The organism is Mesorhizobium sp. M7A.F.Ca.US.002.01.1.1, assembly GCF_004022955.1.
Lineage (GTDB): Bacteria > Pseudomonadota > Alphaproteobacteria > Rhizobiales > Rhizobiaceae > Mesorhizobium > Mesorhizobium ciceri.
In genome coordinates, this window is record NZ_RZQE01000037.1 from 1 (window position 1) to 25,259 (window position 25,259).

Sequence of the window (25,259 nt, forward strand, 5' to 3'; positions counted from 1 at the left end):
TCCCGCGTCTACGTGCCGCGCAACGGCCATAACGCGCTGGAGGGTTCGGCAAGCGAGCTTGCCGACGGACATGCGCTGGAAAAGGCCTATTTCGGCTATGGCGATCGTCAGACGGCGCACGCATAATCGGGCAGGCAAGGGCTACAACAATGATTTTCGACTACTGCGTCATCGGCGGCGGCATCGTCGGCCTGGCGACGGCCATGCGGCTGCTGGAAACATATCCCGGCTGCAGCCTGATCCTGTTGGAAAAAGAGGAGGCTCTCGGCAAGCACCAGACCGGCCACAACAGTGGTGTCATCCATGCCGGCATCTACTATCCGCCAGGCAGCCTGAAGGCCGAGCTCTGCCGCAAGGGCGCGGATGCCACCAAGGCCTTCTGCCAGGAGAACGGCATCCGCTTCGATGTCTGCGGCAAACTGCTCGTCGCCACCTCCGCACTCGAAGTGCAGCGCATGGAGGCGCTCCACGAACGCTCGAAGCAGAACACGATCGAAGTCCGGCGCGTCAGCGAGGGTGAATTGAAGGAGCGGGAACCGAACATCCGCGGTCTCGGCGCGCTTTTCGTGGCCTCGACCGGCATCGTCAGCTATGCCGATGTCTGCCAAGCCATGGGGCGGCGCATCAGGGCGCTTGGCGGCGAGATCCGCCTGTCGACGCGCGTCACCGGCATTCGCGAAGTCATCGATTCCGTCGATATCGCGTCGGCCGGCGAAAACTGGCAGGCGAAAAAACTGGTGGTCTGCGGCGGTCTCCAATCGGACCGGCTGGCCGTGCTCGCCGGGCTTTCGATCGAGCATCGCATCGTTCCCTTCCGCGGCGAATACTATCGCCTTCCCGCATCGAAGAACGACATTGTCCGCCATCTGATCTATCCCGTCCCGGATCCAGCCCTGCCCTTCCTTGGCGTGCACCTGACGCGGATGATCGACGGCAGCGTCACGGTCGGGCCGAATGCCGTTATCGGTTTTGCCCGCGAAGGCTATCCACGGCTTTCGTTCAATGTTTCGGACATGGCCGACTACGCGCTGTTTCCCGGCTTCTGGAAAACCGTGTTCGCCAACCGCGGATCTGCGGTAACGGAACTCCGCAACTCGCTCTGGAAGCCAGGCTATCTGGAGGAGTGCCGGAAATACTGTCCGAGCCTCAAGCTCGCCGACCTGCTCCCGCACGAAGCAGGCATCCGCGCGCAAGCCGTGCGCAAGGACGGTGCCCTCATCCATGATTTCCTGTTCGCACAAACGGACCGCATGCTGCACGTCTGCAACGCGCCTTCCCCCGCCGCCACCTCGGCGATCCCGATTGCAGAGATGATTCGAGATCGCCTCATACAGGGCTGCTGAAAATGAGGCGGTACGCACTGGAGCCCAACTGAACGCTGGAGTATCTGCCTGGGCACCGGCCGCGGCCAACGCAGCTTTTGCGTCGGAACCAGATCGGCGCACCACCAGGCCAGCAATGCCGCTCCCGGCGAGAGGGTAGCAACTTGGCCTGCGGTTTCCGCAAGCAAAGGTTCCGTGTGGACGACGGCTTTTTTGGCTGCGCAAAGATCTCAGGCGAAACGACGGCTGACGTCATTGGCAGGGTTCGCTCCCGGCTGACCGCCATTTTGTCGACCGTCATAGCTGGACGGCCTCCCTATGGCACCAGAATGGTACACGTCCATAAGACGCACCGACACCCAAGCCAGCCTAGCTAACCAGAAGCCTTTAAGTCTTTGAAATTATGTCGCTATTTATGGTACCGTTGGCTGGGATCGAACCAGCGACCTCCGGATCCACAATCCGGCGCTCTAACCATCTGAGCTACAACGGCACGTTGCCTGAGCGGATCGAAACAGAAACTCATCCGCCGCTCTGTCGTTCGGCGATGCGTCCTTACGGGCTTATGGATTCTAATTCAAGGCTTTTGGAAAGCAAAGGTCACTTCCCCACATCGGCGCGGCATTCGCCCAGCAAGAAGGCGCAGGCAAGGACCAGGCGACGGACAAAGAAAAAGGCCGGCGGGAGGAGGTGCCGGCCTTTTCCTGTTACGAGCCAGCGGGAGGAGGTGCTGGCTGGTCACCCCGGGGAGCAGAGGGAGGAGGTTCCACTCACCGGGTATTCCTTGATGGCTGCCATCATACACCTGATCGTTTTTAAGAAAATGCGACCTTTTGTTGCATCTTCAGATCATGCGCAAATGTTAGGCAACCTTGATTTCCTTCATCGCCTTCTCGAAGGCGGTCTTGATCGGCTTGGAGACGTCCTCGGCGGCCTTGGAGGCAACGGCCTGGAAGTCCTTGGCCTGCTCGACGGTCGATTCGACGCGCTTGCGCAGGAAGGCGGTCTGCAGCTCGACGACTTCCGACAGCGACTTGGCGCCGATCAGGGCTTCGAGGTGGGAAAAACCGGCCTCGGCATTGGCACGCAAAGCGGAGATGGTCTTGAGCGACAGGTCGTTGGAAACGGTCTTGGCGGTCTCGTAGGTCGACTCCAGAGCCTTCTGGGTCTCCTCGGCGCCGGTCTTCAGCTTGGCATAAGCCTCTTTCGACTGCTCAACGCCCTTTTCGGCGAAAGCGCGAATCTGGTCAGTGGCCTTGGAAGCGTCGAAGCTCGGGAATTCAACGTTTTCGATCGTCTCGGCGGTCTTGGTCCTGGACATTTTCCCTCCTTTTCAGCGGCAGCGGCTTTGACAGAAAGCCGTCTCGTTCATGTATGATGGCAATATAAAGGCAAATTTTGTGCATTGCAATATCTTTGTTGCAGTGCACCATAAATTTCTTTTGGGCCGTTAACCAAGAGCCCAGATTCCAGCCTTTGCACGTTCTGGCTTGTGGACCTTCGCGCCTCCGGCTTTTATTAACAAAGCGTTAACTGCAAAATCGCCGCTCCGTGAGGTCCGCCAAGCGCATGCCGTCCGAATATTCCTTCCTTGATGTCGCCGTGCTCGACGCGGTCCGCCAGCGCTTTGCCGCAGGCGACGCGATCGCGATCCTGTCGGCGGATCTGGAGCAGGTGATCTGGGCCAATGGGCCAGGAGCCGCGATGTTCGGTTATCCCGACATCGAGGCGATCATAGGCGCCTCGGCGCAGTTGCCCGTGATCGCCAGGCGCCAGATCATGGCGACCAGCGGATTTCCCGAGATTGGCAGCGACCGCGCCATCATGGTGCGGCTGGCGACCGGCATGACCAGCCGCGCCGTCGGCTTCCTGGCCAGTGCGGTGACCATGCCGGACGCCGAGAAGGCGATCATGCTGGCAGTGCCGGCGGCTCAGACAGGGTCACGCAGTGCCGGCGAAATCGCCGCGCGCGCCATTAGCGGCTTCACCGAGGATGGTCATTTCATCGCCTTTGTCGATGCCAGGGGCAACGTTGAGGCGGCCTCGGAAGGATTTTCGGCACTGGGCATCCTGCCGGAGACGCTGGCAGCACTGGTTGCCGACGTCGCAGCCGAGAGCGACCGCATCGTCAAGCGCCTTGTCCCGGGCGGCACGGCCTCCTACCCGGCGGGGCTGGCAAGATTGACCGAGGAGCGGCATCTGCTGGTGGTGATCGACGAGGACCAGCTCGACGACACAGCCCCTGCGGGCGAACACCTCACGCAAACCATTGCCGAGGCGGCACCAGCTGGCGATGCGGCTTCGCAGCCGGAACAGGGTGGCGAGACGCCGACCGAGGAACCAGGCGCCGCACTGCCGACCGAGGACGTCGCCGCATCGCAGCCGCATGCGATCACCGACGTGATCGGGCAGGCGCCGACGGCTGCCAACAGCGATCAGGCGGCAGCAGAGCCCACACCGGCGCAACACGACCATTGGTACTTCAACGCCGGCGAGGACGGAGGGGAACAGGCGCCGCGACCAGCTGCGTCCGGACCTGAAGCGCCTCAAGAACCGGCGGCCCTGGAAGTCCAGTCCACCTCCGCGGCCACGCCGACGACCGTCTCGGCGATAGACCGCGCAGCGGCGCCGGTGCGCTTCGTCTGGCGCACCGATGCCGAAGGCAAGTTCAGCGCGCTGTCGCCGGAATTCGCCGACATCGTCGGCAAGCCGGCGGCCGACGTGATTGGCCGACGCTTCAGGGATGTCGCCGCCACATTCGGCCTCGACCCCTCGGGCGAGATATCGGGGCTCCTCGAACGGCGCGATACCTGGTCCGGACGCTCCGTGCTGTGGCCGGTCGTCGGCACCGATCTGAAGATACCCGTCGACCTGGCGGCGCTGCCTGTCTATGGGCGCAGCCGCGCCTTCGAGGGTTTCCGCGGCTTCGGCGTTGCCCGCGCCAGCGACGCGGTCGTCGATCCGGAGGCCATCGGCATGGCGCTGGTGCCCAATGGCCGGGCGCCGGCAACGCCGGAACCGCAAGTCATCCAACCCGCGCCCGAACAGCCGAACGCTGAGGAGCCCAGGGCCGAGGACGCTCAGGCATCGGATCCGTTCAAGGGCGAGGTGCCGGCGCTGACCATCGTGCCGAAACAGGAGCGGCGCTTTGCCGACAAGGTGATCCGGCTCGCCGAACATCGCCAGCCAGCCAACGACAAGGGCCTCTCGACCCTGGAACGCAGCGCCTTCCGCGAAATCGGCGAGCGGCTGAAGAAGGAGAGTGCTCCGGTCGAGCCACCAGAGACTGAGACTGCTGAGGCGTCGGCAGCGGAGACCGAGGCTCCGGTCAAGGCGTCCGACGACCCGATGCGCACCGGCGGCATCCCTGCGTCAGGGCCAGAGAACGAACCGGTCGAGCCATCCGAGACCGATGTCGATGCCGAAGACGAGCAGGATCTGGCACGGCTTGACGGTCACCCGGACGAAGCGGCTCGTGAAGCCCCCCCTGGGATGAATGTGACGGGCTCGTTGCTGGACTATGCCGGCCAAGATGACGAACGTGGCCCCGTGGCGGCGGAACCAGAGAACACCGCTGCGGTTTCGCCCGGCGAAGAGCCTGAAGCCACTGACGCGACACATGATGTCCTCGATGACGACAGCATGACGTCAGCAGATTTTCGCGATGCCGAAGACAGCGAGGATTGGGCGCAGCCCGACGAGGAAGCCGCATCGCCTGACGAGCAGGCGGTTGCCGCGCAGGCCGTCAATGCAGGCGACGCTGCGGAAATACGCGTCGAGCGCCCTCGCCTGCAGGTTCCGCCGCTCAAGGCCGAAGGGTTCGTGCCGTCGGCGTTTTCCGCCGGAGATGAACACAAGGCCCCGGACACGTCGCTGCTCGGTAAGCTGCCCGTGCCGCTGCTCATCCATTCCGGAGACCAGTTGCACTATGCGAACGAGGAATTCCTCAGCCTGACCGGCTACGAGGCGCTCGACGATCTGGCGGATGCCGGCGGCCTCGGCGCGTTGTTTGCCGACCCCTATGCCGACGACGGCGTTTCCGACGGCACCGATCGCGCGCTGCGGTTGAAGACGCGTGATGGACAGGAATTCCCGATCGAGGCCATTTTGCGCTCTGTCCCCTGGCGCGACGGCAAGGCGCTGATGCTGGTCGTGCGACGCTCCGGCGAGGATGATGCGCCGGCGAGCCTGCATGTGGTTGGCGACGAGCAGACGCAGCCGGATATTTCCGAGCTCAAGGCGCGCATCGCCGAGATGCGCACCATTATCGACACCGCCACCGACGGCGTCGTGCTGATCGGCCGTGACGGCACCATCCGATCGATCAGCCGGCCGGCCGAAGCACTGTTCGGCTTCGACAGCGACGATGTGACCGGCAAGCCGTTCGCCTCGCTGTTTGCCATCGAAAGTCAGCGCGCGGCACGCGACTATCTCAACGGACTGTCCGAGCCCGGCGTGGCGAGTGTCATGAACGACGGCCGTGAGGTGATCGGTCGCGAATCGCAAGGCCGCTTCATTCCGCTGTTCATGACCATCGGCCGGCTGCCCAACGCCAGCGGCTTCTGCGCCGTCGTTCGCGATATCACGCAGTGGAAGCGGGCCGAAGAGGACTTGACGCAGGCACGTGCGGTGGCCGAGCGCGCGTCCTCGCAGAAGACCGATTTCCTCGCCCGCATCAGCCACGAGATCCGCACCCCGCTCAACGCCATCATCGGCTTTTCCGAACTGATGGTCGACGAGAAGTTCGGACCTGTCGCCAACGACCGCTACCGCGACTATCTGCGCGACATCAACCGCTCGGGCAATCATGTGCTCGACCTGGTCAACGACCTGCTCGACATCTCCAAGATCGAGGCCGGCCAGCAGGAGATGGCCTATGAGGCGGTGTCGCTCAACGACACGCTGGCCGAGACGGTGGCGATGATGCAGCCGCAGGCCAATCGCGAACGGGTCATCATCCGCTCCAGCTTCGCTTCGCGGCTGCCGGAAGTGGTGGCGGACCTGCGCAGCGTGCGCCAGATCGCGCTCAACATCCTGTCGAATGCCATCCGCTACACCCAGGCCGGCGGCCAGGTGATCGTCTCGACCGCCTATGAGACGTCGGGCGACGTCGTCATGCGGGTGCGCGACACCGGCATCGGCATGAGCCATGCCGAGATCGAGCAGGCGCTGAAGCCGTTCAAGCAGATCAACGCGCTGAAGCGCGGACGCGGCGACGGCACCGGGCTTGGACTGCCTTTGACCAAAGCGATGGTGGAAGCCAACCGTGCCCGGTTCACCATCAATTCGACCCCGGGCGAAGGCACCTTGGTCGAGGTCGCTTTTCCATCGACCCGTGTGCTCGCGGAATAGATCAGCCCTCCACGCTTCGATCCCGATAAAAAGAAAAAGGCGCCCAAAGGCGCCTTAAGAGATGGGATTGCTGTCACAACGGGGGCTTGAGCGAATTCGGATCCTCGGGGCTGAGGAACGGGATTTCTCCCTCAAGTTACCTGCGACTATCGACGCCGGACCTTAACAACCCCTTACCGGGGCGCCGGAAAATTTACGAATGTGTACCACTCATGAAATCTAGGTAAATTCTAGCGAGATATTTCGTTAACCATTCCGAAGTCACTTTTTCATACGTGTCGTTGCCTCAAAACCGGGCCACTTTTGAGCGACATGCATTAGCAGCTACTCGGCCAATTGCGGCAGGTTCTTGAACAGCTCAAGCGCCTCTGGATTGGCGAGCGCCTCCTTGTTCTTGATGGCGCGGCCATGCACCACGTCGCGCACCGCAAGCTCGGTGATCTTGCCCGACTTGGTGCGTGGGATGTCGGTGACGGCGACGATCCTTGCCGGCACGTGACGCGGGCTCGCGCCGCTACGGATTTTTGCCCGTATGCGTTTTTCCAGATCCTCGTCGAGCTGCACGCCGGCGGCCAGGCGCACGAACAGGATGACGCGCACGTCGTTGTCGAAGTCCTGTCCGATGCACAATGCTTCCAGGATCTCAGGCATCTGCTCGACCTGATTGTAGATCTCCGCCGTGCCGATCCTCACCCCGCCCGGGTTGAGCGTGGCGTCGGAGCGGCCATGGATGATGAGGCCGCCATGCTCGGTCCATTCGGCGAAATCGCCATGACACCAGACATTGTCGAAGCGCTCGAAATAGGCCGCCCGGTACTTCTTGCCATCGGGGTCGTTCCAGAAGCCGATCGGCATCGCCGGAAAGGCTTTTGCGCAGACCAACTCGCCCTTCTCCTGTCGGACCGGCCTGCCGTCGTCGTCCCAGACATCGACGGCCAGGCCGAGGCCGGGTCCCTGGATCTCGCCGGTCCAGACCGGCTGCGTCGGCACGCCGAGCACGAAGCAGGAGACGATGTCGGTGCCGCCGGAGACCGAGGCCAGATGTACGTCCTTCTTGATGCCGTCATAGACAAAGCGGAAATCTTCCGGCGACAGCGGCGAGCCGGTGGAGGAGATTGCCCGCACAGTGGACAGATCATGCGTGCGGATCGGCTTGAGGCCGGCCTTGCGCACGGAATCGATGAACTTGGCCGAGGTGCCGAGGAAAGTCATCTTCTCGGCATCGGCGAAATCGAACAGCACATTGCCGTCGGGGTAGAAGGGCGAACCGTCATAGAGCAGCAGCGTCGCACCCGAAGCGAGCCCCGACACCAGCCAGTTCCACATCATCCAGCCGCAGGTGGTGAAGTAGAAAAAGCGGTCGCCGTCGGTGAGACCGGCATGCAGCCGGTGTTCCTTGACATGCTGGATCAGCGTGCCGCCGGCCGAATGGACGATGCACTTGGGAATGCCGGTCGTTCCCGACGAAAACAGGATGTAAAGCGGATGCGAAAACGGCAGCGGCTCGAAGGCGACGGGCTTGCCGGCGAAGGGCGACAGCGCCTCTTCCAGCGCCACCGCCTTGTCGATGATCCCGGCGACATCGCTCGATGTGCCGAGATAGTCGACGACCAGGATCTTGCGGACAGTGCCGAGCTTGGCCGCGACCGCGGCGATCTTGTCGGCGACTTCGATCGCCTTGCCATTGTACCAATAGCCATCCGGCGCGATGAAGACGACGGGCTCGATCTGGCCGAACCTGTCGAGCACGCCCTGCTCGCCGAAATCGGGAGAGCAGGACGACCAGACGGCGCCGACCGAGGCGGCGGCCAGCATGGCGGCGACGGTCTCCGGCATGTTGGGCATCATGGCGGCAATGCGGTCGCCCTTCTTCACCTTGAGCGACAGGAAAAGCTGCTGCAGCCGCGAGGTCAGCGCGTGCAACTCGTTCCAGGACAGCCGGCGCTCGACCTTGTCTTCGCCGCGAAACACGATTGCGTCGCCTGAGCCGGTCTTCTTCAGCAGATTCCCGGCGAAATTCAGTGTCGCATCGGGAAAGAAAGAAGCGCCGGGCATCTTGTCGCCGTCGACGAGCAGCTTGTCGCCCTTGCCGCCGACGATGCCGCAGAAATCCCAGACCAGGCTCCAGAACCCTTCACGGTCCTCGACCGACCAGGCGTGAAGCTGCGAATACGAGGAAAACGCTACGCCGGCTTTGACTCCGGCGGCCTTGGTGAAGGCGGTCAAGGGTGCTGCGTCAATCTGGTCTTGCGTCGGGGTCCAGAGCGGTTGTTCGGCAGCCATGATCGTTCCTCCACGGTCGCCATCGCTTATGCATATCGCAGCGCAGCAGAGCAAGATTTTGTTCGGCTGATGCGACCAGATGTGCGCAAATGCCATCGCCGGGCCATAAAGACTTGAAATGCCTCAGCCCTAAGTCGTAGTGACAACTTGAAGTCGTAGTGACGGCCGGAAGTCCTGGTCACGACCGGGGTCGTGGTGACGACCGGGGCCGTGGTGACACCTGGGGTTACACCCGTCGCGCGATTTGTCGGAATGGAAGCATACGGGGCCATATGCCATCATCTATGATCCGGCGCGGAATATGGGCGATCGGCGCTGCCGTGATCGTCGTCGCGCTGGTCGTTGCCGCCCTGCCGCTGATTGCCTCCACCCGTATCGTGCGCGACCGCATCGCCTGGGAAATGAGTGCGTGGAGCGGCTTCCGTGTCGCCATCGACGGTTCGCCGCGTATCGAGGTCTGGCCGACATTCCGCGCCATCCTGACCGATGTGACGCTGTCACAATGGACCGACACCGAGGCGCCGCCGGTGGTCGAGGCAGAACGGGTCGAGGTCGACCTTTCCGCCATGGCGGCCTTGCGCGGCGACGTGGTGTTTTCGACGGCGCGGCTGGTGCGGCCGACGATCCGGGTCCAGCGCACGCCTGCCGGCCTTTTCCTGCCCGCTGTCCCGACCGGCGGGCGCATCACGCGCTCCATCGACACGGCGCGCGGCCTGGTCAACGCCGACCCCGCCAAACCGGACCTCGACAAGCTGCCTACCGACACCTTCGGCACGGTCGAGTTTCGCGACGGCCGCATGGTAGCCTCCATCGGCGGCAAGGACGTCGAGATCCTGAGCAGCTTGAACGGTCAGGCAAATTGGGCGGCGATGAACAGCAATGCGACGCTGTCGGCAACCGGCATCTGGCGGGGCGAAAGCGTCGCGCTGGACGTCGCCTCGGCCAAACCGCTTGTGCTGTTTGCCGGCGGCACGGCGCCGCTGACACTGTCCTTCAAGGCGGCGCCCGCCACCTTCTCGTTCGACGGCACGGCCAGCATGTCTGAAAATACCTATTTCGACGGTCAAGCGAAGTTCTCGGCGCCCTCGCTGCGGCGTGTCCTGGAATGGTCGCAGGCCGGCATCGCTCCGGGTGCGGCGATCGGCTCGGTCAGCATTTCGAGCAAGATCACCGCGACCGGCGGGCGCGTCAAGTTCGACAACACGGCGATTGCACTCGACAACAATCCGGGGATGGGTGCGCTGGACCTCTCGCTTGGTGAAGCACAACCGGTGATCTCCGGCACGCTCGCCTTCGACACGCTCGACCTCAGATCGTTTCTGTCGGCCTTCACCCCGCTGGTGCCGACCGGAGGGGCGGGGCCTGGCGAAATCGACACAAGTTTCGCCGACAAGATCAATCTCGATCTCAGGCTGTCGGCGGCGCACGCCACGGCGGGGCCGATCCAGCTCGCCGACGTCGCCGCCACGGCCCAGGTCAAGGATGGTCTGTCCGTCTTCGACATCTCCGATGCCTCGGCCTTCGGCGGCAACATCCAGACCAGCCTTCGCTTCGATCGCAAGCCGGAAGGCTCGCAGGTCGAAATCCGCCTTCTGGCGTCCGACATCGACGGCGGTGCTTTCGGCACGGCGGCAGGGATGACGCGGCTGGTGCCGGTCGGCACGGGCACCGTCTCGGTGATCCTCAAGGGGCCGGGCAGAACCTGGGATTCCATCTTCGACAATGCCGACGGCTCGGTCTCGGCGACCTTCGGGCCGGGTGCGTTGAGCAAGCTCAACCTGCCGGCCTTCCTCAAACATACCGAACAGGGCGGCTTCTTCGCGCTCGACGATGTCTCCGACGCAACATTGCCGATCGACGGTGCCGAGATCAAGGCCACCATTTCGAAGGGCGTGGCGCGAATCGACAAGGCCGAGGCCAATTCAGCGAAGTACAAGATCTGGCTGTCCGGCATCGCGTCCTACGCCGGGCGCGGACTGGCCTTGTCCGGCGGCGTCATTCAGCCTGACCAGGCGGCAACGCAGGCCAACGGCCAGCAAGGCCCCAACCAGTCGTCGTTCTTCGTCGGCGGAACCTGGAGCACGCCGTTCATTTCCCCGATCAGCCGCGGCGTTTCCGGGGAATAAGGGGTCGCGTTTTCATCTTCAACCGCGCTGCGCGGCCTGCTCGTCGAGCTGGCGCTGCACCTCACGCCGCTTGTTGGCAAGCGAGGCGATGATGACGCCGATCGCCACGACGGCGATCAGGATGGTGCAGGCGGCGTTGATTTCCGGCGTCACGCCGAGGCGAACCTGGCTGTAGATCTTCATCGGCAGCGTCGTCGCGCCCGGCCCGGAGGTGAAGCTGGCAATGACCAGATCGTCGAGCGAAAGGGTGAAAGCCAGCATCCAGCCGGAGACGATCGCCGGCATGATGACCGGCAATGTGATCTGGAAGAAGGTCTTCACCGGCGTTGCGCCAAGATCCATCGCGGCTTCTTCCAGCGAGCGGTCGAAAGTCATGAGCCGCGACTGCACGACCACGGCGACGAAGCACATGGTCAGCGTGATGTGGGCGAGCGTCACGGTGAGGAAGCCGCGGTCGAGCCCGACGGCGACGAAGAGCAGCAGCAGCGACAGGCCGGTGATGACTTCCGGCATGACCAGCGGCGCAAAGACCATGCCGGAAAACAGCACCCTGCCCTTGAAGCGCGTGTAGCGGGTCAAGGTGAGTGCCGCCAGGGTGCCCAGCACCGTCGCAACCGTGGCCGAGATCAGGCCAACACGCGCCGTCACCCAGGTCGCGTCCATGAGACCCTGGTTGTGGAATAGCGAGACGTACCATTTGGTCGAGAAACCGCCCCAGACCGTGACCAGTTTCGATTCGTTGAACGAGAAGACGATGAGCAGCACGATCGGCAGGTAGAGAAAGGCAAAGCCAAGCACGATCGAGGTGATGTTGAAGCGGCTCCAGGTGGCGTTCATGAGGTCACCTGTCCATTTCCTGAGCGCGCGCCTGAGCCCGCTGGAAGAGCATGATCGGCACGATCAGCAGCAACAGCAGGATGACGGCCACGGCCGACGATACCGGCCAGTCGCGATTGGCGAAGAACTCGTTCCACAACGTCTTGCCGATCATCAGCGTCTGCGATCCGCCGAGCAGATCGGGAATGACGAATTCGCCGACGGCCGGAATGAACACCAGCAGACAACCGGCGATGACGCCGGGCAGCGACAGCGGGAAGGTGATTTTCCAGAACGCACTGGTCGGCGGGCAACCGAGATCCTTGGCCGCCTCGATCAGCGAATAGTCCATCTTCTCGAGCGCGGAATAGAGCGGCAGCACCATGAACGGCAGGTAGGAATAGACGATGCCGATGAAAATCGCCGTATAGGTGTTGAGGATGATCAGCGGCTGGTGGATGATGCCGGTGGCGAGCAGCAGCTGATTGAGCAGCCCTTCGGGCTTGAGAATGCCGATCCAGGCGTAGACGCGGATCAGGAACGAGGTCCAGAACGGCAGGATGACCAGCATCAGCAAGGTCGGGCGGATCGTCGCCGGCGCGCGCGCCATGCCGTAGGCGATGGGGTAGCCGACGAGCAATGTCAGGACCGTCGAGACCGCGGCGATGATGACGCTGGTCACATAGGCGTTGAAGTAGAGCGCGTCCTGCGTCAGCCAGGTGTAGTTGTCGAGGCTGAGCTGTTTCAGCTGAGCCAGGAACCCTGAGATACCGCCGCTGAAATCGAGCGCCGGCGTATAGGGCGGAATGGCGATCGCCGTCTGCGACAGCGAGATCTTGAAGACGATGACGAACGGAATGAGGAAGAAGAACAGCAGCCAGACATACGGGATGATGATGACCAGTCGGCCAACGAAGGCAGCACCCAGCCTGGCAAGGATGGATCTGCCGGCATTGGATGCCGGAGAGGCTGATGCTGTGGTGACGGCGGCGCTCGACATGGTCGCCCCCTACCGCGTCAGCACGACGCCGGCGTCGGGCCGGAAGGAAACCCAGGCGCGGTCGTTCCAGCTCAACGGATCCTCGGTGATGCGGGCCGCGTTCATGGTGCTGGCGCGCACCACCTGGCCGTCGTCCAGCCTGACATGATAGACGGTCATGTCGCCGAGATAGGCGATGTCGTAGACCTCGCCCTCGATGGCGTTGACGGCCTCGGCCGGCTTCTTCGACGACACCTTGATCTTTTCGGGCCTGATGGCGAAGGTGACGGCCGTCCCAGCCCCGGCGGTGCCGGCATTGTCGGTGCGGATGGTGATGCCGTTGCCGGCGTCTATGCTGGCGCTGCCCGCCTCGCCACGCGCGATCTTGCCCTCGAACATATTCACGTTGCCGACGAAGCCAGCGACGAAACGCGATCCCGGCGCCTCGTAAACTTCGGCCGGCGTTGCCACCTGCATCACCTCGCCCTTGTCGATGATGGCGATGCGATCGGCCATGGTCATCGCCTCTTCCTGGTCGTGGGTGACGACGACGAAGGTCAGGCCGAGATTCTGCTGCAGGTCCATCAGTTCGAACTGCGTCTCTTCGCGCAGCTTCTTGTCCAACGCGCCGAGCGGCTCGTCGAGCAGCAGCACCTTCGGCCGCTTGGCGACCGAGCGGGCGAGCGCGACGCGCTGGCGCTGGCCGCCGGACAGTTGATGCGGCTTGCGCTTGGCGAACTGCTCGAGCTTGACCAGCTTCAGCATCTCGGCAACGCGCGATGCGATTTCGGGCTTCGGCATGCCGTCCTGCTTGAGGCCGAAGGCGATGTTATTCTCGACCGTCATATGCGGGAACAGCGCATAGGACTGGAACATCATGTTGACAGGCCGCCGGTAGGGCGGGATGCCGCGCAGATCCTGGCCATCGAGCAGAATGCGGCCGGCTGTCGGCTCCTCGAAGCCGGCGAGCATTCTGAGCAGCGTCGACTTTCCGCAACCGGAAGCACCGAGCAGCGCGAAGAACTCGCGCTCGAAGATGGTCAGAGACAGATTGTTGACGGCGGTGAAGTCACCGAACTTCTTGGTGACGTTGTCGAACTGGATGTACGGCTTGGCGTTCGGGTCGTTCCACGGTGCAAAATCCCTGCGGATGCTGCCAAGCGATTTCATGTCCCACTCCGTCCTGATTTTCTTGCTTCTTGCCCCAGGTAAAAACGGTCCCGGCAGGTGGCTGCCGGGACCGTGTCGGATTGCTTACTGGCCGGTGACGATCTTGGTCCAGGTGCGCGTGATGACGCGCTGGGTCTTGGGATCGTATGGCGAGACGGTGTAGAGCTTTTTTATGGTCTCGGCATCGGGATAAACCGAGGGATCCTCCAACAGTGCCTTGTCGACGAATTGCTGCGAAGCCTTGTTGCCGTTTGCGTAGAGCACGTAGTTCGACGACTTGGCGATAACTTCCGGCTTCATCATGTAGTTGATGAACTCGAGCGCCTCTGCGACATGCGGCGCGTCGGCAGGGATCGCCATTTGGTCGAACCACATCTGCGCACCCTCCTTCGGCACGGAATAGCCGATCTCGACGCCCTGCTTGGCCTCGACCGCGCGGTTGCGGGCCTGGAACACGTCACCCGACCAGCCGACGGCCAGGCAGATATCGCCGTTGGCGAGCGCGTTGATGTATTCGGAGGAATGGAACTTCCTGATATAAGGTCGGACCTTGAGCAAGGTCTCCTCGGCCTTGGCGATATCGTCGGGCGATGTGCTGTTCGGGTCGAGGCCGAGATATTTCAGTGCAGCCGGAATGATGTCGGCCGGCGAGTCCAGCACGTAGACGCCGCAGTCCTTCAGTTTGGCCAGGCTGTCGGGATTGAAGAAGACATCCCAGCTGTCGATCTTGTCGGTGCCGAGCGCCGCCTGCACCTTCTTGATGTTGTAGCCGATGCCAACCGTGCCCCACATGTAGTTGACCGAGTATTCGTTGCCGGGGTCGTACTTGGCAGTGCGTTCCGAAACCGTATCCCACATGTTGGAGATGTTGGGCAGCTTCGACTTGTCGAGCTTCTGGAACACGCCGGCCTGGATCTGGCGCGCAAGGAAATTGCCGCTGGGCACGACGACGTCATAGCCGCTGCCGCCGGCAAGCAGCTTGGTCTCAAGGATTTCGTTGGAATCGAAGGTATCATAGACGACCTTGATGCCGGTTTCCTTGGTGAAATCGTCGATGATCGAACTGTCGATGTAGTCCGACCAGTTGAAGACGTTGACGACACGATCTTCGGCGTGACCGCCGACGGTGAAAAATGTCAGGAATGCCGACGTTGCCGAAAGCCAGAGCGCTTTGCGGATCATGCTATTCTCCTTTGATGAGTGTTCCTTCACCGGCTCGTCGCGACATCAGCGCGACCGGCATTTTCTTCAGACTATTGAGCTTTCCAAGGGGCGACAAGCGCGAACTGCCGAGACCATGCAGGCGGTTGGATGCGATGGTTGGATGCCCCTGAGGCGGCCTGGGAGGCGTGCCAATACCGTCAGAGGCTTTCGCCATGGCGCGGGCAGAGATACGACGATATGGTCCGGTCCCGATCGGACCGGCTGGGAGACTTGGCAAGATACGCCTGTCTTGTTGTTGCCGTATTCCCAGCCTGCCCGTGCCGCAGCGACGTTGTCAATGGCAAAGCTGCAGGCCGCTTCAATTAGGTGACGGCACCCCGGTGACCCCTGCGCGTTCGGGCCTTGCCTGGCGCTTGAATTCGAGCCCGATATGGACGAGCAGCGCCGTGACCACAACCGCGCCGCCGATGATGGTGCGCCCCGACGGCACCTCGGAATGAATGAGCCAGACCCATATCGGGCCGAGGATCGGCTCGAACGTGCCGAGCAGCGCCGCGATGGCCGCCGGGATCAGTCGCGCGCCGGTGGCGAAGAAGGCCAGGCCGAGGCCGAGATTGACCACGCCGAAGGCAAACAGAAAGCCCATGTCACTGCCAGATACGGCGAGGGTCGATGCCTGCGAGACGGCAAAGCCGGCCGCGAGCATGGTGCCGAGGCACGTCGCCGGCGTCATGCGCACGCCGGAGAACCGCCGGGTGATGACGGTGGCGACCGAAAACATGACCGCGATCAACAGCGCCAGCCCATCGCCCATGGGCGAGACGGCGCCATCGAGCGATTCCGACACCATGATGGCGACGCCGGTGATGACGGCGGCGATTGCCACCCAGGTCGCGACACCAACCCTTTCGCGAAACAATGCCCAAGCAAACAGCGCCGCCAGCAACGGCACGCCTGCCTGCATCAAAAGGATGTTAGCGACGGTGGTGTAGGCGAGCGCCACGACGAAGGCGGTCGATGCCGTGGCAAAGCAGATCCCGACGGCAAGGCCGGGCAACCCCATGTCGCGGAACAGCTTCAGCATGCCACGCCAGCCGTCACGCCAAACCATGAAGCAGACCAGGAAGGCGGCTGCCCACACGGATCGCCAGAAAATGACCGTCCAGCTGTCACCGACAGTGATGAAGCGGGCGATGGCGCCGCCGAAACTCCACATCAGCGCCGACAGGAAGACCAAAAGCATGCCGACGCGCTCCTCGCGCGGCGAGACGGCTGGCGATGCGACGATCGGCGATGCGGTATCGATCATGGCTGCCACTGTCGGGCTCTTGTGGACGGGACGATGCGCAAGGGACGACAAAAAGATGCTCTGTTGGCGTAACGCAAAGGCGCAGGCCGGAACTGAGCCAGCGGCCGCCGACAATTGTGGCACCTTCCTCCATTTCAGAAGAACACGGCGTCACTGAAAATCGAAAGCACTCAGGCCCGTCACCATCTCGTCGAGGCCGAGCGGGCGCGTCACCGGCGGTTCTGCCCGCGCCAGGCAGCCGACGCGTTCGCAAAGCCGGCAAGCAGGCCCGACCGGTGTCGCCGCGACGGTGCCGGCCTTTGCGGTGATTGCCGCACCGGGCAATGCCGCGCCATAGACGATATCGTCACGAAAGCCGATGTCGCAACCGAGCAGCAGCGCGGTGCGGCGCGGGCGTTCCGAGAATGCGCCTTGCGGCCCTTCCAGCGTGCGGGCGATGCACAGGAACTCGGCGCCGTCGGGCATTTCCACTGCCTCGACGAAGACCTGGCCGGGCTGGGTGAAGGCGACATGCACGGGCAGCTTGGGACAGCCGCCGCCAAAGCGGCTTTGAGGAAAGCCCTGGCTGCCGGCCTTGCGGAAGCGGTTGCCGGCATTGTCGACCTCCAGCATGAAAAACGGCACGCCCGAGGCACCCTGCCGCTGCAGCATGGTCAGCCGGTTGGCCGCCTGTTCGAAGGAGACCCCGAAGCGCGAACGCAGGACATCGATGTCATAGCGGGCGCGCACGGCAGCCGCGTGAAAGGCCTGATAGGGCATCATCAGCGCATGCGCCGCATAACGGCCAAGTTCGAAGCGGGCCAGGCGGCGCGCCTCGTCGGTGCTCAGCTTGAGCGCCTGGATCTCGCCGGCGACCGCGACCGTCATGCGGATCAGGCAGGCCTCCATCGCGACTTCGCGCAACTGGTCGAACGGCGACAGGCGTTCGGACAGGAACAGGCGCTGCGAATGACGATCATAACGGCGGCGCCAGTTCGGCATGGTCGCGACCGGCAGCACCTTGACCACGATGCCATATTCGCGCTTCAGCCAGGCCTTCAGCGCGCCGAACAGATCGTCGCCGGGATCGAGCACCGAGGTGAACGCCGCGGCCTCCTCCTCGAGGGCAGCGAAATGGTTCGGCCGGCGCTCGAAAATCTCGTGCACCTCGTCGATCGGCAGGCGGGCGCCGGAAAGCGCCGTCGCCCGACCCTCGCGTGCCAGCAATTCGTTGAGGTCGGACAGGCGCTCGGCCTGCTCGCGATAGGCGCGGAACAGCTTTATCACGGCCGCGGACGCATTGGGCGCCGCCTCGGCAAGCTCGATCAGTTCCTGATCACCCGGCAACTCGCCGACCAGCAGGGGGTCGGTGAACACTTCCTTCAAGGCAGCGACAGATCCCCTCGCCTCGCCCTGCAGCTCGTGTGGATCGACCTTGTAGACGGAGGCCAGCCTGAGGATCAGCTGCACCGTCAGCGGCCGCTGGTTGCGCTCGATCAGATTGAGGTAGGACGGCGAAATGCCGAGACCCTCGGCCATCGCCGTCTGGGTCAGGCCCTTGGCGTTGCGAATGCGGCGGATGCGCGGCCCGGCGAAGATCTTCTGGTCAGCCATGGACTGTCCTTTACAGCAATTTACACGAATTCCTGGGCACGGGCCTTTTACAATAATGACAAATTTACAACGCACTTCTGTCAAACGCAACACAGGTTTTCTCTTATATCCTCTCAGTTTACCTGATTTTTGTGGCTGATTTCGCGCAGAAATGTAAATCCAGTCATACCCAACTACCCCCAAATGATTGACGCCTTGACACAGATCAGCAATTCCTCGGAGTGACCAATGACTGATTTTTACAACCTCGTCCCATCGGCGCCGGAAGGTCGCTTCGACGGTATCGAACGACCCTACTCGGCGGCGGATGTGAAGCGTCTGCGCGGTTCGGTGCAGATCCGCCAGAGCCTTGCCGAAATGGGCGCCAATCGGCTGTGGAAGCTCATCCACGAGGAGGACTTCGTCAACGCGCTCGGCGCCATGTCCGGCAATCAGGCGATGCAGCAGGTGCGCGCCGGGCTGAAGGCGATCTACCTGTCGGGCTGGCAGGTTGCCGCCGACGCCAACACGGCTGGCGCGATGTATCCGGATCAGTCGCTCTACCCGGCCAATGCGGCGCCTGAACTGGTCAAGCGCATCAACCGGACGCTGCAGCGCGCCGACCAGATCGAGACCTCCGAAGGCAATGGGCTTTCGGTCGAAACCTGGTTCGCGCCGATCGTTGCCGACGCCGAAGCTGGCTTCGGCGGGCCGCTCAACGCCTTCGAAATCATGAAGGCCTTCATCGAGGCGGGCGCCGCCGGCGTCCACTATGAGGACCAGTTGGCGTCGGAAAAGAAATGCGGCCATCTCGGCGGCAAGGTGCTGATCCCGACTGCGGCGCACATTCGCAACCTCAACGCCGCGCGCCTGGCGGCGGACGTGATGGGCACGCCGACCCTGGTCGTCGCGCGCACCGATGCGGAAGCCGCCAAGCTGCTCACCTCCGACATCGACGAGCGCGACCAGCCTTTCGTCGACTACGACGCCGGGCGCACGGTTGAAGGTTTCTATCATGTCAGGAACGGCATCGAGCCCTGCATTGCCCGCGCCATCGCCTATGCGCCTTACGCGGATCTGATCTGGTGCGAGACCTCGAAACCCGACCTGGCGCAGGCCAGGAAATTCGCCGACGGCGTGCGCAAGCACCATCCCGACAAGCTGCTCGCCTACAATTGCTCGCCGTCGTTCAACTGGAAGAAGAACCTCGACGACGCGACGATTGCCAAGTTCCAGAAGGAGCTCGGCGCCATGGGCTACAAGTTCCAGTTCATCACGCTCGCCGGCTTTCACCAGCTCAACTACGGCATGTTCGAATTGGCGCGCGGCTACAAGGCGCGGCAGATGGCGGCCTATTCCGAGTTGCAGGAAGCGGAGTTCGCGGCCGAGGCCGATGGCTACACCGCGACCAAGCATCAGCGCGAGGTCGGCACCGGCTATTTCGACGCCGTGTCGATGGCGATCACCGGCGGCCAGTCGTCGACCACCGCCATGCATGAATCGACGGAGCACGCGCAGTTCAAACCGGCCGCCGAATAGCGAACAGAAAAACTCAGAGGAAACGCCCGACAGGGCTTGGGACACAAGGAGAAAACCAATGGCATCGATAAGCCGCGTCAAGGAACGCGCCGAGGAACAGTCGACAACGATGAGCGTCGACCAGCAGGCGACGATCCGCATGCTGGCCAACGACCTGCACCGCCTCAACCAGTCGGTTATGAAGGCGGTCGAGGCGGGCGTCTCGGTGGAACTCGTGCGCTCGGCACGACATCACGGCGGCGACGGCAACTGGGGCGATCTGCTGATCCCGGTGATCGTCACGCAGCAGAGCCACGGCTGACTGAAATTCATGCAACCGACCCTTCACCTGCGCAGCCCCTGCGCAGGTGAATTTTCTTTTTATGAAATGCACGTGTGGACAGTCGAGTACAGTAGCGTTGCTTGAAATTCACTGTCCCGGCGATGATTTCGGGCACTTTTATTTCAACTTGACATAGGCTGCGATCTCACGCCAATTGCGCTCCGGATTCAACTCTGCATTGAAATAGGGGCGAGCTTCTTGGCTGACTTGTGTGCCCGGTGAATCGCGAAGGCGAGACTCCAAGACATCCGAATCTGGTGACCCGCGGCTCAACCGCCGAGGCGATCCGTGATCCGTCGCAGGTGCTTGTCGTCGGCAGGTCGCCAATCAATCGCGTGGTGATTTCAAAGATCGTCGAGCGATCCGGGCTCAAGCCGATTTCGGAATCTCCCGACACGGCGGCAAGGATCTTGCGGTCGCTCATTCCCGGCGCGGTTGTCCTTGACGGCGGCGCCGACAACAAGGACTGCGACAATCTGATGTCCAGCATCGACGCGTTGCGCCGCGCCTCGGGCAAATCGCTGCCACCGGTAATCCTGCTGTCAACCAAGAATGGCACCACGGAAAGCCTGGGCCTGTCTGGTGTCATCGACGTGGTGATCGCCAAGCCGATCACGCCCGAACGGTTGCAACCGGTGATCGATCGCCTGATCGGCCGCTGAGGCAATTGCGGGAAAGTGTATAGCGGTTTTTCCGTCCGGAATCGAAACCAGGTAAGGCCGGGCGACCACGGATCGCCCGGCGATCAGGGATCGATGATGCTTTCGATCAGTCCGGGCAGTTGTCCGAGATCGGATATCTGGCGGAACCTCGATTCGGTTACCGGCGCTTCGACATGCTCCAGCACCCAGGTCAGTTCATGCGGCACATGAACACCCCACCCGCCGGCCTCGATGGCCGGCACCACATCCGACTTCAGCGAGTTGCCGACCATCATGCTTTTCGCCGGACCATCGCCGTGGCGGTTGAAGAGCCTGCTATAGGTGGCGGCATTCTTGTCGCTGACGATCTCGACCGCGTCGAACAGATCGCCAAGGCCTGAGCCAGCCAGCTTGCGCTCCTGGTCGAAGAGGTCGCCCTTGGTGATCAGCACGAGGCGGAATGCGCCGGCAAGCTTTTCGACCGTCTCGCGGGCGTGCGGCAAGGCCTCGATCGGATGGCTCAGCATCTCGCGGCCGGCATCGAGAATCTCCGCTATGACCGAGCCCGGCACGCGGCCTTGCGTGACCTCGATCGCCGTCTCGATCATCGACAGGGTAAATCCCTTGATGCCGAAGCCATAGACAGCGAGGTTGCGCCTTTCGGCCTCCAGCAATCGTGCCGAGATGTGCTCCGCTTCGCCATGGTCGACGAGCATGGCGGCAAAGCGCTTTTCCGTCAGCCGGAAGAACTGCTCGTTCTGCCACAACGTGTCGTCGGCGTCGAAGCCGATCGTCGTCAGTTTGTCATTGCGCCGCATTGAACGCCTCGATTGGAATTGGGACGGCCGAAACTAAGCCGATTGGCGTGATTTTCAACCGCACCGGGCAATGCCCGACGCGGCTCCCCTTCCCTTCCATAGGAGGGCACGGCTATACTCCACAATCCGCAACCCAATCTGGTGAATGATGCCGCCTGCAAAAAAGGAAGTCCGTCCGTCGAGCCGCGGAGGACGCGCCCGCACGCCTGCCTTCGTGAAAAACCAACGAGGCGTCAAGAACTGGAAGGAAGTCAGCGCCTGGCTGGAATGGCGCGGCATCGAGGACATCGAGTGCATCACGCCCGATCAGGCAGGCGTCGCGCGTGGCAAGATGATGCCATCGAAGAAATTCACCTCCAACACCTCGCTGGCGCTGCCGTCGGCAGTCTTCATGACGACGATATCCGGCGGCTACCCCGAGGATGGCAACGGCTTCCACTACCCCGAAGACGACGGCGACCTCAAACTGATGCCCGACCTGTCGACGCTGACGGTGGTGCCCTGGGAAGAAGACCCGACGGCCGCGGTCATCTGCGACCTCGTCCACCAAGACGGACGCTCGGTCGAGTTCACGCCGCGCAACGTGTTGAAGCGTGTGGTGGCCGCCTATGACAAGCTCGGCCTGAAGCCAGTGGTGGCGCCCGAGATCGAGTTCTACCTGGTGCGCAAGAATCCCGACCCGGACTATCCGCTGACCCCGCCGGTTGGCCGGTCGGGACGCGCGATCGGCGGCGGCGCCGGCTATTCGATCGCCGGCGTCAACGAATTCGACGAACTGATCGACGACATCTATCATTTCTCCGAAAGCCAGGGCCTGGAGATCGATACGCTGATCCACGAGGAAGGTGCCGGCCAGTTGGAGATCAATCTACGCCATGGCGACCCGATCGAACTGGCCGACCAGGTGTTCATGTTCAAGCGCACCATTCGCGAGGCGGCGCTGAAGCACGAGATCTACGCCACCTTCATGGCCAAGCCGATCCAGGGGCAACCCGGCTCCGCCATGCACATCCATCAGTCGATCATCGACAAGAAGACCGGACAGAACATCTTTTCGGCCGCTGACGGCTCGGAAACCGACGATTTTTTCCACTTTATCGGCGGCATGCAGAAGCATGTGCCGAACGCGCTGGTGATGTTCGCGCCCTATGTCAATTCCTACCGCCGGCTGACACAGGCGGCGTCGGCGCCGGTCAACAACAAATGGGGCTATGACAACCGCACCACGGCGTTTCGCGTGCCACGTTCGGATCCGGCGGCACGGCGCGTCGAAAACCGCATCCCGTCCTCCGATGCCAACCCCTATCTGGCGCTGGCGGCATCGCTTGCCTGCGGGCTGATCGGCATCACCAACAAGATCAAGGCCGAGCCCCCGGTCCTGACAACGGCCAATGCCGACGAGATCGACCTGCCGCGCGGCCTGCTCGAAGCCGTCGACCTGTTCGAGGGCGACGAGGAACTCTGCGCTCATCTGGGCAAGTCGTTCGCCGCGACCTATGCGGCGATCAAGCGCGCGGAATTCGAGACCTTCATGGAAGTGATCAGTCCGTGGGAGCGGGAGTATTTGTTACTGAATGTGTAGGGGAGCAGGGGAGTAGGGCAGTAGGGCAGTAGGGCAGTAGGGCAAGGATGACGGCCAAGATTGAATCGTACAGGGATTTAATTGTCTGGCAGCAAGCTATGGATCTGGCGGTATCGATCTACGAAACAACCAGAGCTTGGCCAAGGGATGAGCTCTACGGCCTGACGACTCAGGTACGCCGTGCAGCCACCTCCGTTCCCGCCAACATTGCCGAAGGTTACGGGCGAGAAAGCCGAGCTTCCTATCAGCAATTTCTCAGGATCGCCCAGGGATCACTCAAGGAACTGGAGACCCATCTGCTGATCGCGCAACGCGTCGGAATCGCCTCGCACGAGACGATCGAATCATTGATGGCCCGCAGTGAGAGCGTCGGAACGCTCTTGCGGCTTCTGATCCGTAAATTGTCCCCAGAATAGTCCCCACCTACTGCCCTACTGCCCTACTGCCCTACTGCCCTACTGCCCTACTGCCCTACTGCCTGCGAGCATCATGCCCTACCAATCCCCGATCTCCCCCGGCCGTTCCTGGTATGAGGACACGGCCGGCCCGCGGCCTGAATACCCGGCGCTGGATGGCGACCGGACATGCGACGTCGTTGTCATCGGCGGCGGTTTTACCGGCCTGTCGGCGGCAGCGCATCTGGCCAAGGCGGGCGCCAATGTCGTTTTGATCGAGGCGTATCGCTTCGGTGATGGCGCCTCCGGGCGCAATGGTGGCCAACTTGGCACCGGCCAGCGCGTCTGGGCCGAGGACCTGGAAGCCGAGTACGGCTTGTCCCGCGCCAAGGCGCTGTTTGATCTTGCCGAAGAGGCGAAGGCGCATCTCCTCGAATTCACTGCCGCCAACCAGATCGATATCGACTATATGCCGGGCCAGCTCTCGGTGGCGCACAAGCCGCGCTATGTCGATGACTACAAGGCGCATGCCGAGATCATGGCGAGCCGTTTTTCCTACCCGCATATCTCGTTCATGGATGCCAGGGAGACGGCGGAGCGGCTGGGCTCGACCGCCTATTTCGGCGGCACGCGCGACACCGGCACAGGGCACATCCATCCGATGAAGCTGGTGATCGGCACGGCGCGGGTGGCAGCGCTTGCAGGCGCGCAGCTGTTCGAGGGGACTCAATCAACCGGCATCATTTCCAGTGGCGGCAAGGTCAAGGTTTCGACACCGAGAGGCACGGTGACGGCGCAGAAATGCCTGATCGCGGTCAACGCCTATGGGGGCACGCTCGAGCCGGTGAGTGCCGCGCACGTCATGCCGATCGGTTCGTTCATCGGCGCGACGGTGCCTCTGGATACGCACTCGGACGTGCTGCCGGGCGGCGAGGCGGTCGACGATTCCCGCTTCGTCGTGCGTTATTTCCGCAAATCGAAGGACGGACGGCTGCTGTTTGGCGGACGCGAGGTCTATGGCGTCAACGATCCCCGGGATATCCACATCCACATCCGCCGCCAGATCGCGGAACTCTATCCGGCGCTCGGGGATGTCGAGATCACGCATGGCTGGGGCGGCTATGTCGGCATCACGGTGCCAAGAAAGCCGTTCGTGCGCGAAGTGATGCCCAATGTGATCTCGGCCGGCGGCTATTCCGGCCACGGCGTCATGCTGTCGAACTACTTCGGTAAACTCTATGCCGAAACCGTTGCCGGCAACCGCGACCGGCTGAAGCTGATCGAGGATCTGAAAATCCCGCCTTTCCCTGGCGGCCGGCGTTTCCGCACGCCGCTGCTGTTCCTGGCGCTCAACTGGTTTGCGCTGCGCGACAGGATCTAGCCGGCCGGCCTGATGTAATATTGTAATATTTGTTGTAACATTTGTTGCCCGTGCGACGCATTGCGCAATTTCCCGCAAAGGCGCAGAATCCTCTATGTTGGCGTACTGATGCCACAATCGCAGGCGAAAGCTGCCGGTTCTGGGCGATTGTTCGGGGATTGTTGCGGGCCTGCCCGCGTTGTTTTTGGGACCGATGCGGATCAGACGCCGGACTTCCGGCACCGATTGAAAGAACGTCGGCCCGCTTATGGAGGTGGCAAGAGTGAGAGAGCCCTTCAGTTTCGGTACGCCGGAACGTCGGCGCTTTGCCATGCAGTTCGGATACGACATGCGGCCGTCCTTCTGGCAGGAAGTCCGTTCGAACTCGCATCTGGTGATTGCCGCGATCGGCACCGCCGCACTGCTTGGCGTCGCCGCCGTGGCGCTGTGGCTGGCGCTGCCGGCCAGCGACAGGCAAGCGGCAGCGAGCCCCGAACAGACCATTCCAA

The 25,259-nt window shown here is 62.6% G+C and carries 18 protein-coding genes, 1 tRNA gene and 1 pseudogene; 10 read left to right on the forward strand and 10 right to left on the reverse strand.

The genetic code is table 11. The features are described 5' to 3' along the window. The first annotated feature begins 152 nt into the window (after window positions 1–152). Window positions 153–1,343 (forward strand): L-2-hydroxyglutarate oxidase, encoded by a 1,191-nt coding sequence (gene lhgO / locus EN932_RS06700; protein ID WP_206519179.1) that lies wholly within the window; start codon window positions 153–155, stop codon window positions 1,341–1,343. A gap of 395 nt (window positions 1,344–1,738) precedes the next feature. Here lhgO and EN932_RS06710 read toward each other — a convergent pair. Both EN932_RS06710 and EN932_RS06715 read right to left on the reverse strand, forming a co-directional pair. Continuing rightward, window positions 1,739–1,815 (reverse strand) — tRNA-His (locus EN932_RS06710). Between the two features lie 369 nt (window positions 1,816–2,184). Then, window positions 2,185–2,643, reverse strand: a complete 459-nt coding sequence (locus EN932_RS06715; RefSeq protein WP_013530255.1) for a phasin — start codon at window positions 2,641–2,643, stop codon at window positions 2,185–2,187. Window positions 2,644–2,891: 248 nt separating this feature from the next. Between EN932_RS06715 and EN932_RS06720 the strand changes: the two genes are divergently transcribed. Then, entirely contained in the window at window positions 2,892–6,674 is a 3,783-nt protein-coding gene (locus EN932_RS06720; RefSeq protein WP_128368768.1) for a PAS domain S-box protein, read from the forward strand. Between the two features lie 324 nt (window positions 6,675–6,998). On the opposite strand, the gene EN932_RS06725 is transcribed toward EN932_RS06720, so the two are convergent. Next, window positions 6,999–8,957 carry an acetoacetate--CoA ligase gene (locus tag EN932_RS06725; protein WP_127384757.1) on the reverse strand — a complete coding sequence of 653 codons (1,959 nt, stop codon included), beginning with the start codon at window positions 8,955–8,957 and terminating at the stop codon, window positions 6,999–7,001. A 272-nt stretch (window positions 8,958–9,229) separates the two neighbouring features. Here EN932_RS06725 and EN932_RS06730 point away from each other — a divergent pair, with 272 nt between their 5' ends. Continuing rightward, entirely contained in the window at window positions 9,230–11,083 is a 1,854-nt protein-coding gene (locus tag EN932_RS06730) for an AsmA family protein (protein WP_024505753.1), read from the forward strand. Window positions 11,084–11,101: 18 nt separating this feature from the next. Here EN932_RS06730 and EN932_RS06735 read toward each other — a convergent pair whose 3' ends face one another. From EN932_RS06735 to EN932_RS06760, 6 genes are all read right to left on the reverse strand, one after another. Continuing rightward, entirely contained in the window at window positions 11,102–11,920 is an 819-nt protein-coding gene (locus tag EN932_RS06735) for an ABC transporter permease subunit (protein ID WP_013530251.1), read from the reverse strand. A 4-nt stretch (window positions 11,921–11,924) separates the two neighbouring features. Then, window positions 11,925–12,899, reverse strand: a complete 975-nt coding sequence (locus tag EN932_RS06740) for an ABC transporter permease subunit (RefSeq protein ID WP_063170075.1) — start codon at window positions 12,897–12,899, stop codon at window positions 11,925–11,927. A 9-nt stretch (window positions 12,900–12,908) separates the two neighbouring features. Beyond that, window positions 12,909–14,048, reverse strand: coding sequence for an ABC transporter ATP-binding protein (locus EN932_RS06745; protein WP_013530249.1), 1,140 nt, complete (start codon window positions 14,046–14,048; stop codon window positions 12,909–12,911). Between the two features lie 84 nt (window positions 14,049–14,132). Beyond that, a complete protein-coding gene (locus tag EN932_RS06750) occupies window positions 14,133–15,230 on the reverse strand; it encodes a polyamine ABC transporter substrate-binding protein (RefSeq protein ID WP_013530248.1) in 1,098 nt (365 codons plus the stop codon). A 340-nt stretch (window positions 15,231–15,570) separates the two neighbouring features. Further along, window positions 15,571–16,521: a DMT family transporter gene (locus tag EN932_RS06755; protein WP_127365728.1), complete on the reverse strand. Its 951-nt coding sequence runs from the start codon at window positions 16,519–16,521 to the stop codon at window positions 15,571–15,573. Between the two features lie 150 nt (window positions 16,522–16,671). After that, window positions 16,672–18,114, reverse strand: coding sequence for an XRE family transcriptional regulator (locus tag EN932_RS06760; RefSeq protein ID WP_013530246.1), 1,443 nt, complete (start codon window positions 18,112–18,114; stop codon window positions 16,672–16,674). A gap of 228 nt (window positions 18,115–18,342) precedes the next feature. Here EN932_RS06760 and aceA point away from each other — a divergent pair, with 228 nt between their 5' ends. The 3 genes from aceA (at window position 18,343) to EN932_RS06775 (ending at window position 20,616) form a co-directional block, all read left to right on the forward strand. After that, complete coding sequence (gene aceA / locus EN932_RS06765) at window positions 18,343–19,632, forward strand: isocitrate lyase (protein WP_024505756.1); 1,290 nt, start codon at window positions 18,343–18,345, stop codon at window positions 19,630–19,632. A 58-nt stretch (window positions 19,633–19,690) separates the two neighbouring features. Continuing rightward, window positions 19,691–19,933 carry a hypothetical protein gene (locus tag EN932_RS06770; RefSeq protein ID WP_006202762.1) on the forward strand — a complete coding sequence of 81 codons (243 nt, stop codon included), beginning with the start codon at window positions 19,691–19,693 and terminating at the stop codon, window positions 19,931–19,933. A gap of 278 nt (window positions 19,934–20,211) precedes the next feature. Then, window positions 20,212–20,616, forward strand: a complete 405-nt coding sequence (locus EN932_RS06775; protein WP_244506851.1) for a response regulator — start codon at window positions 20,212–20,214, stop codon at window positions 20,614–20,616. Window positions 20,617–20,699: 83 nt separating this feature from the next. Here EN932_RS06775 and EN932_RS06780 read toward each other — a convergent pair whose 3' ends face one another. After that, window positions 20,700–21,413: an HAD family hydrolase gene (locus EN932_RS06780; RefSeq protein ID WP_063170071.1), complete on the reverse strand. Its 714-nt coding sequence runs from the start codon at window positions 21,411–21,413 to the stop codon at window positions 20,700–20,702. Window positions 21,414–21,558: 145 nt separating this feature from the next. On the opposite strand from EN932_RS06780, the gene EN932_RS06785 reads away from it, so the two are divergent. From EN932_RS06785 to EN932_RS06800, 4 genes and pseudogenes are all read left to right on the forward strand, one after another. Then, window positions 21,559–22,995, forward strand: coding sequence for a glutamine synthetase family protein (locus tag EN932_RS06785; protein WP_027035719.1), 1,437 nt, complete (start codon window positions 21,559–21,561; stop codon window positions 22,993–22,995). Window positions 22,996–23,042: 47 nt separating this feature from the next. Next, window positions 23,043–23,411: a four helix bundle protein gene (locus EN932_RS06790; protein WP_064994597.1), complete on the forward strand. Its 369-nt coding sequence runs from the start codon at window positions 23,043–23,045 to the stop codon at window positions 23,409–23,411. 73 nt (window positions 23,412–23,484) lie between these two features. Beyond that, window positions 23,485–24,771, forward strand: coding sequence for an FAD-binding oxidoreductase (locus EN932_RS06795; protein ID WP_127369909.1), 1,287 nt, complete (start codon window positions 23,485–23,487; stop codon window positions 24,769–24,771). Window positions 24,772–25,033: 262 nt separating this feature from the next. Then, window positions 25,034–25,259 (forward strand): annotated as a pseudogene (locus EN932_RS06800) (SH3 domain-containing protein); the annotation flags it as partial.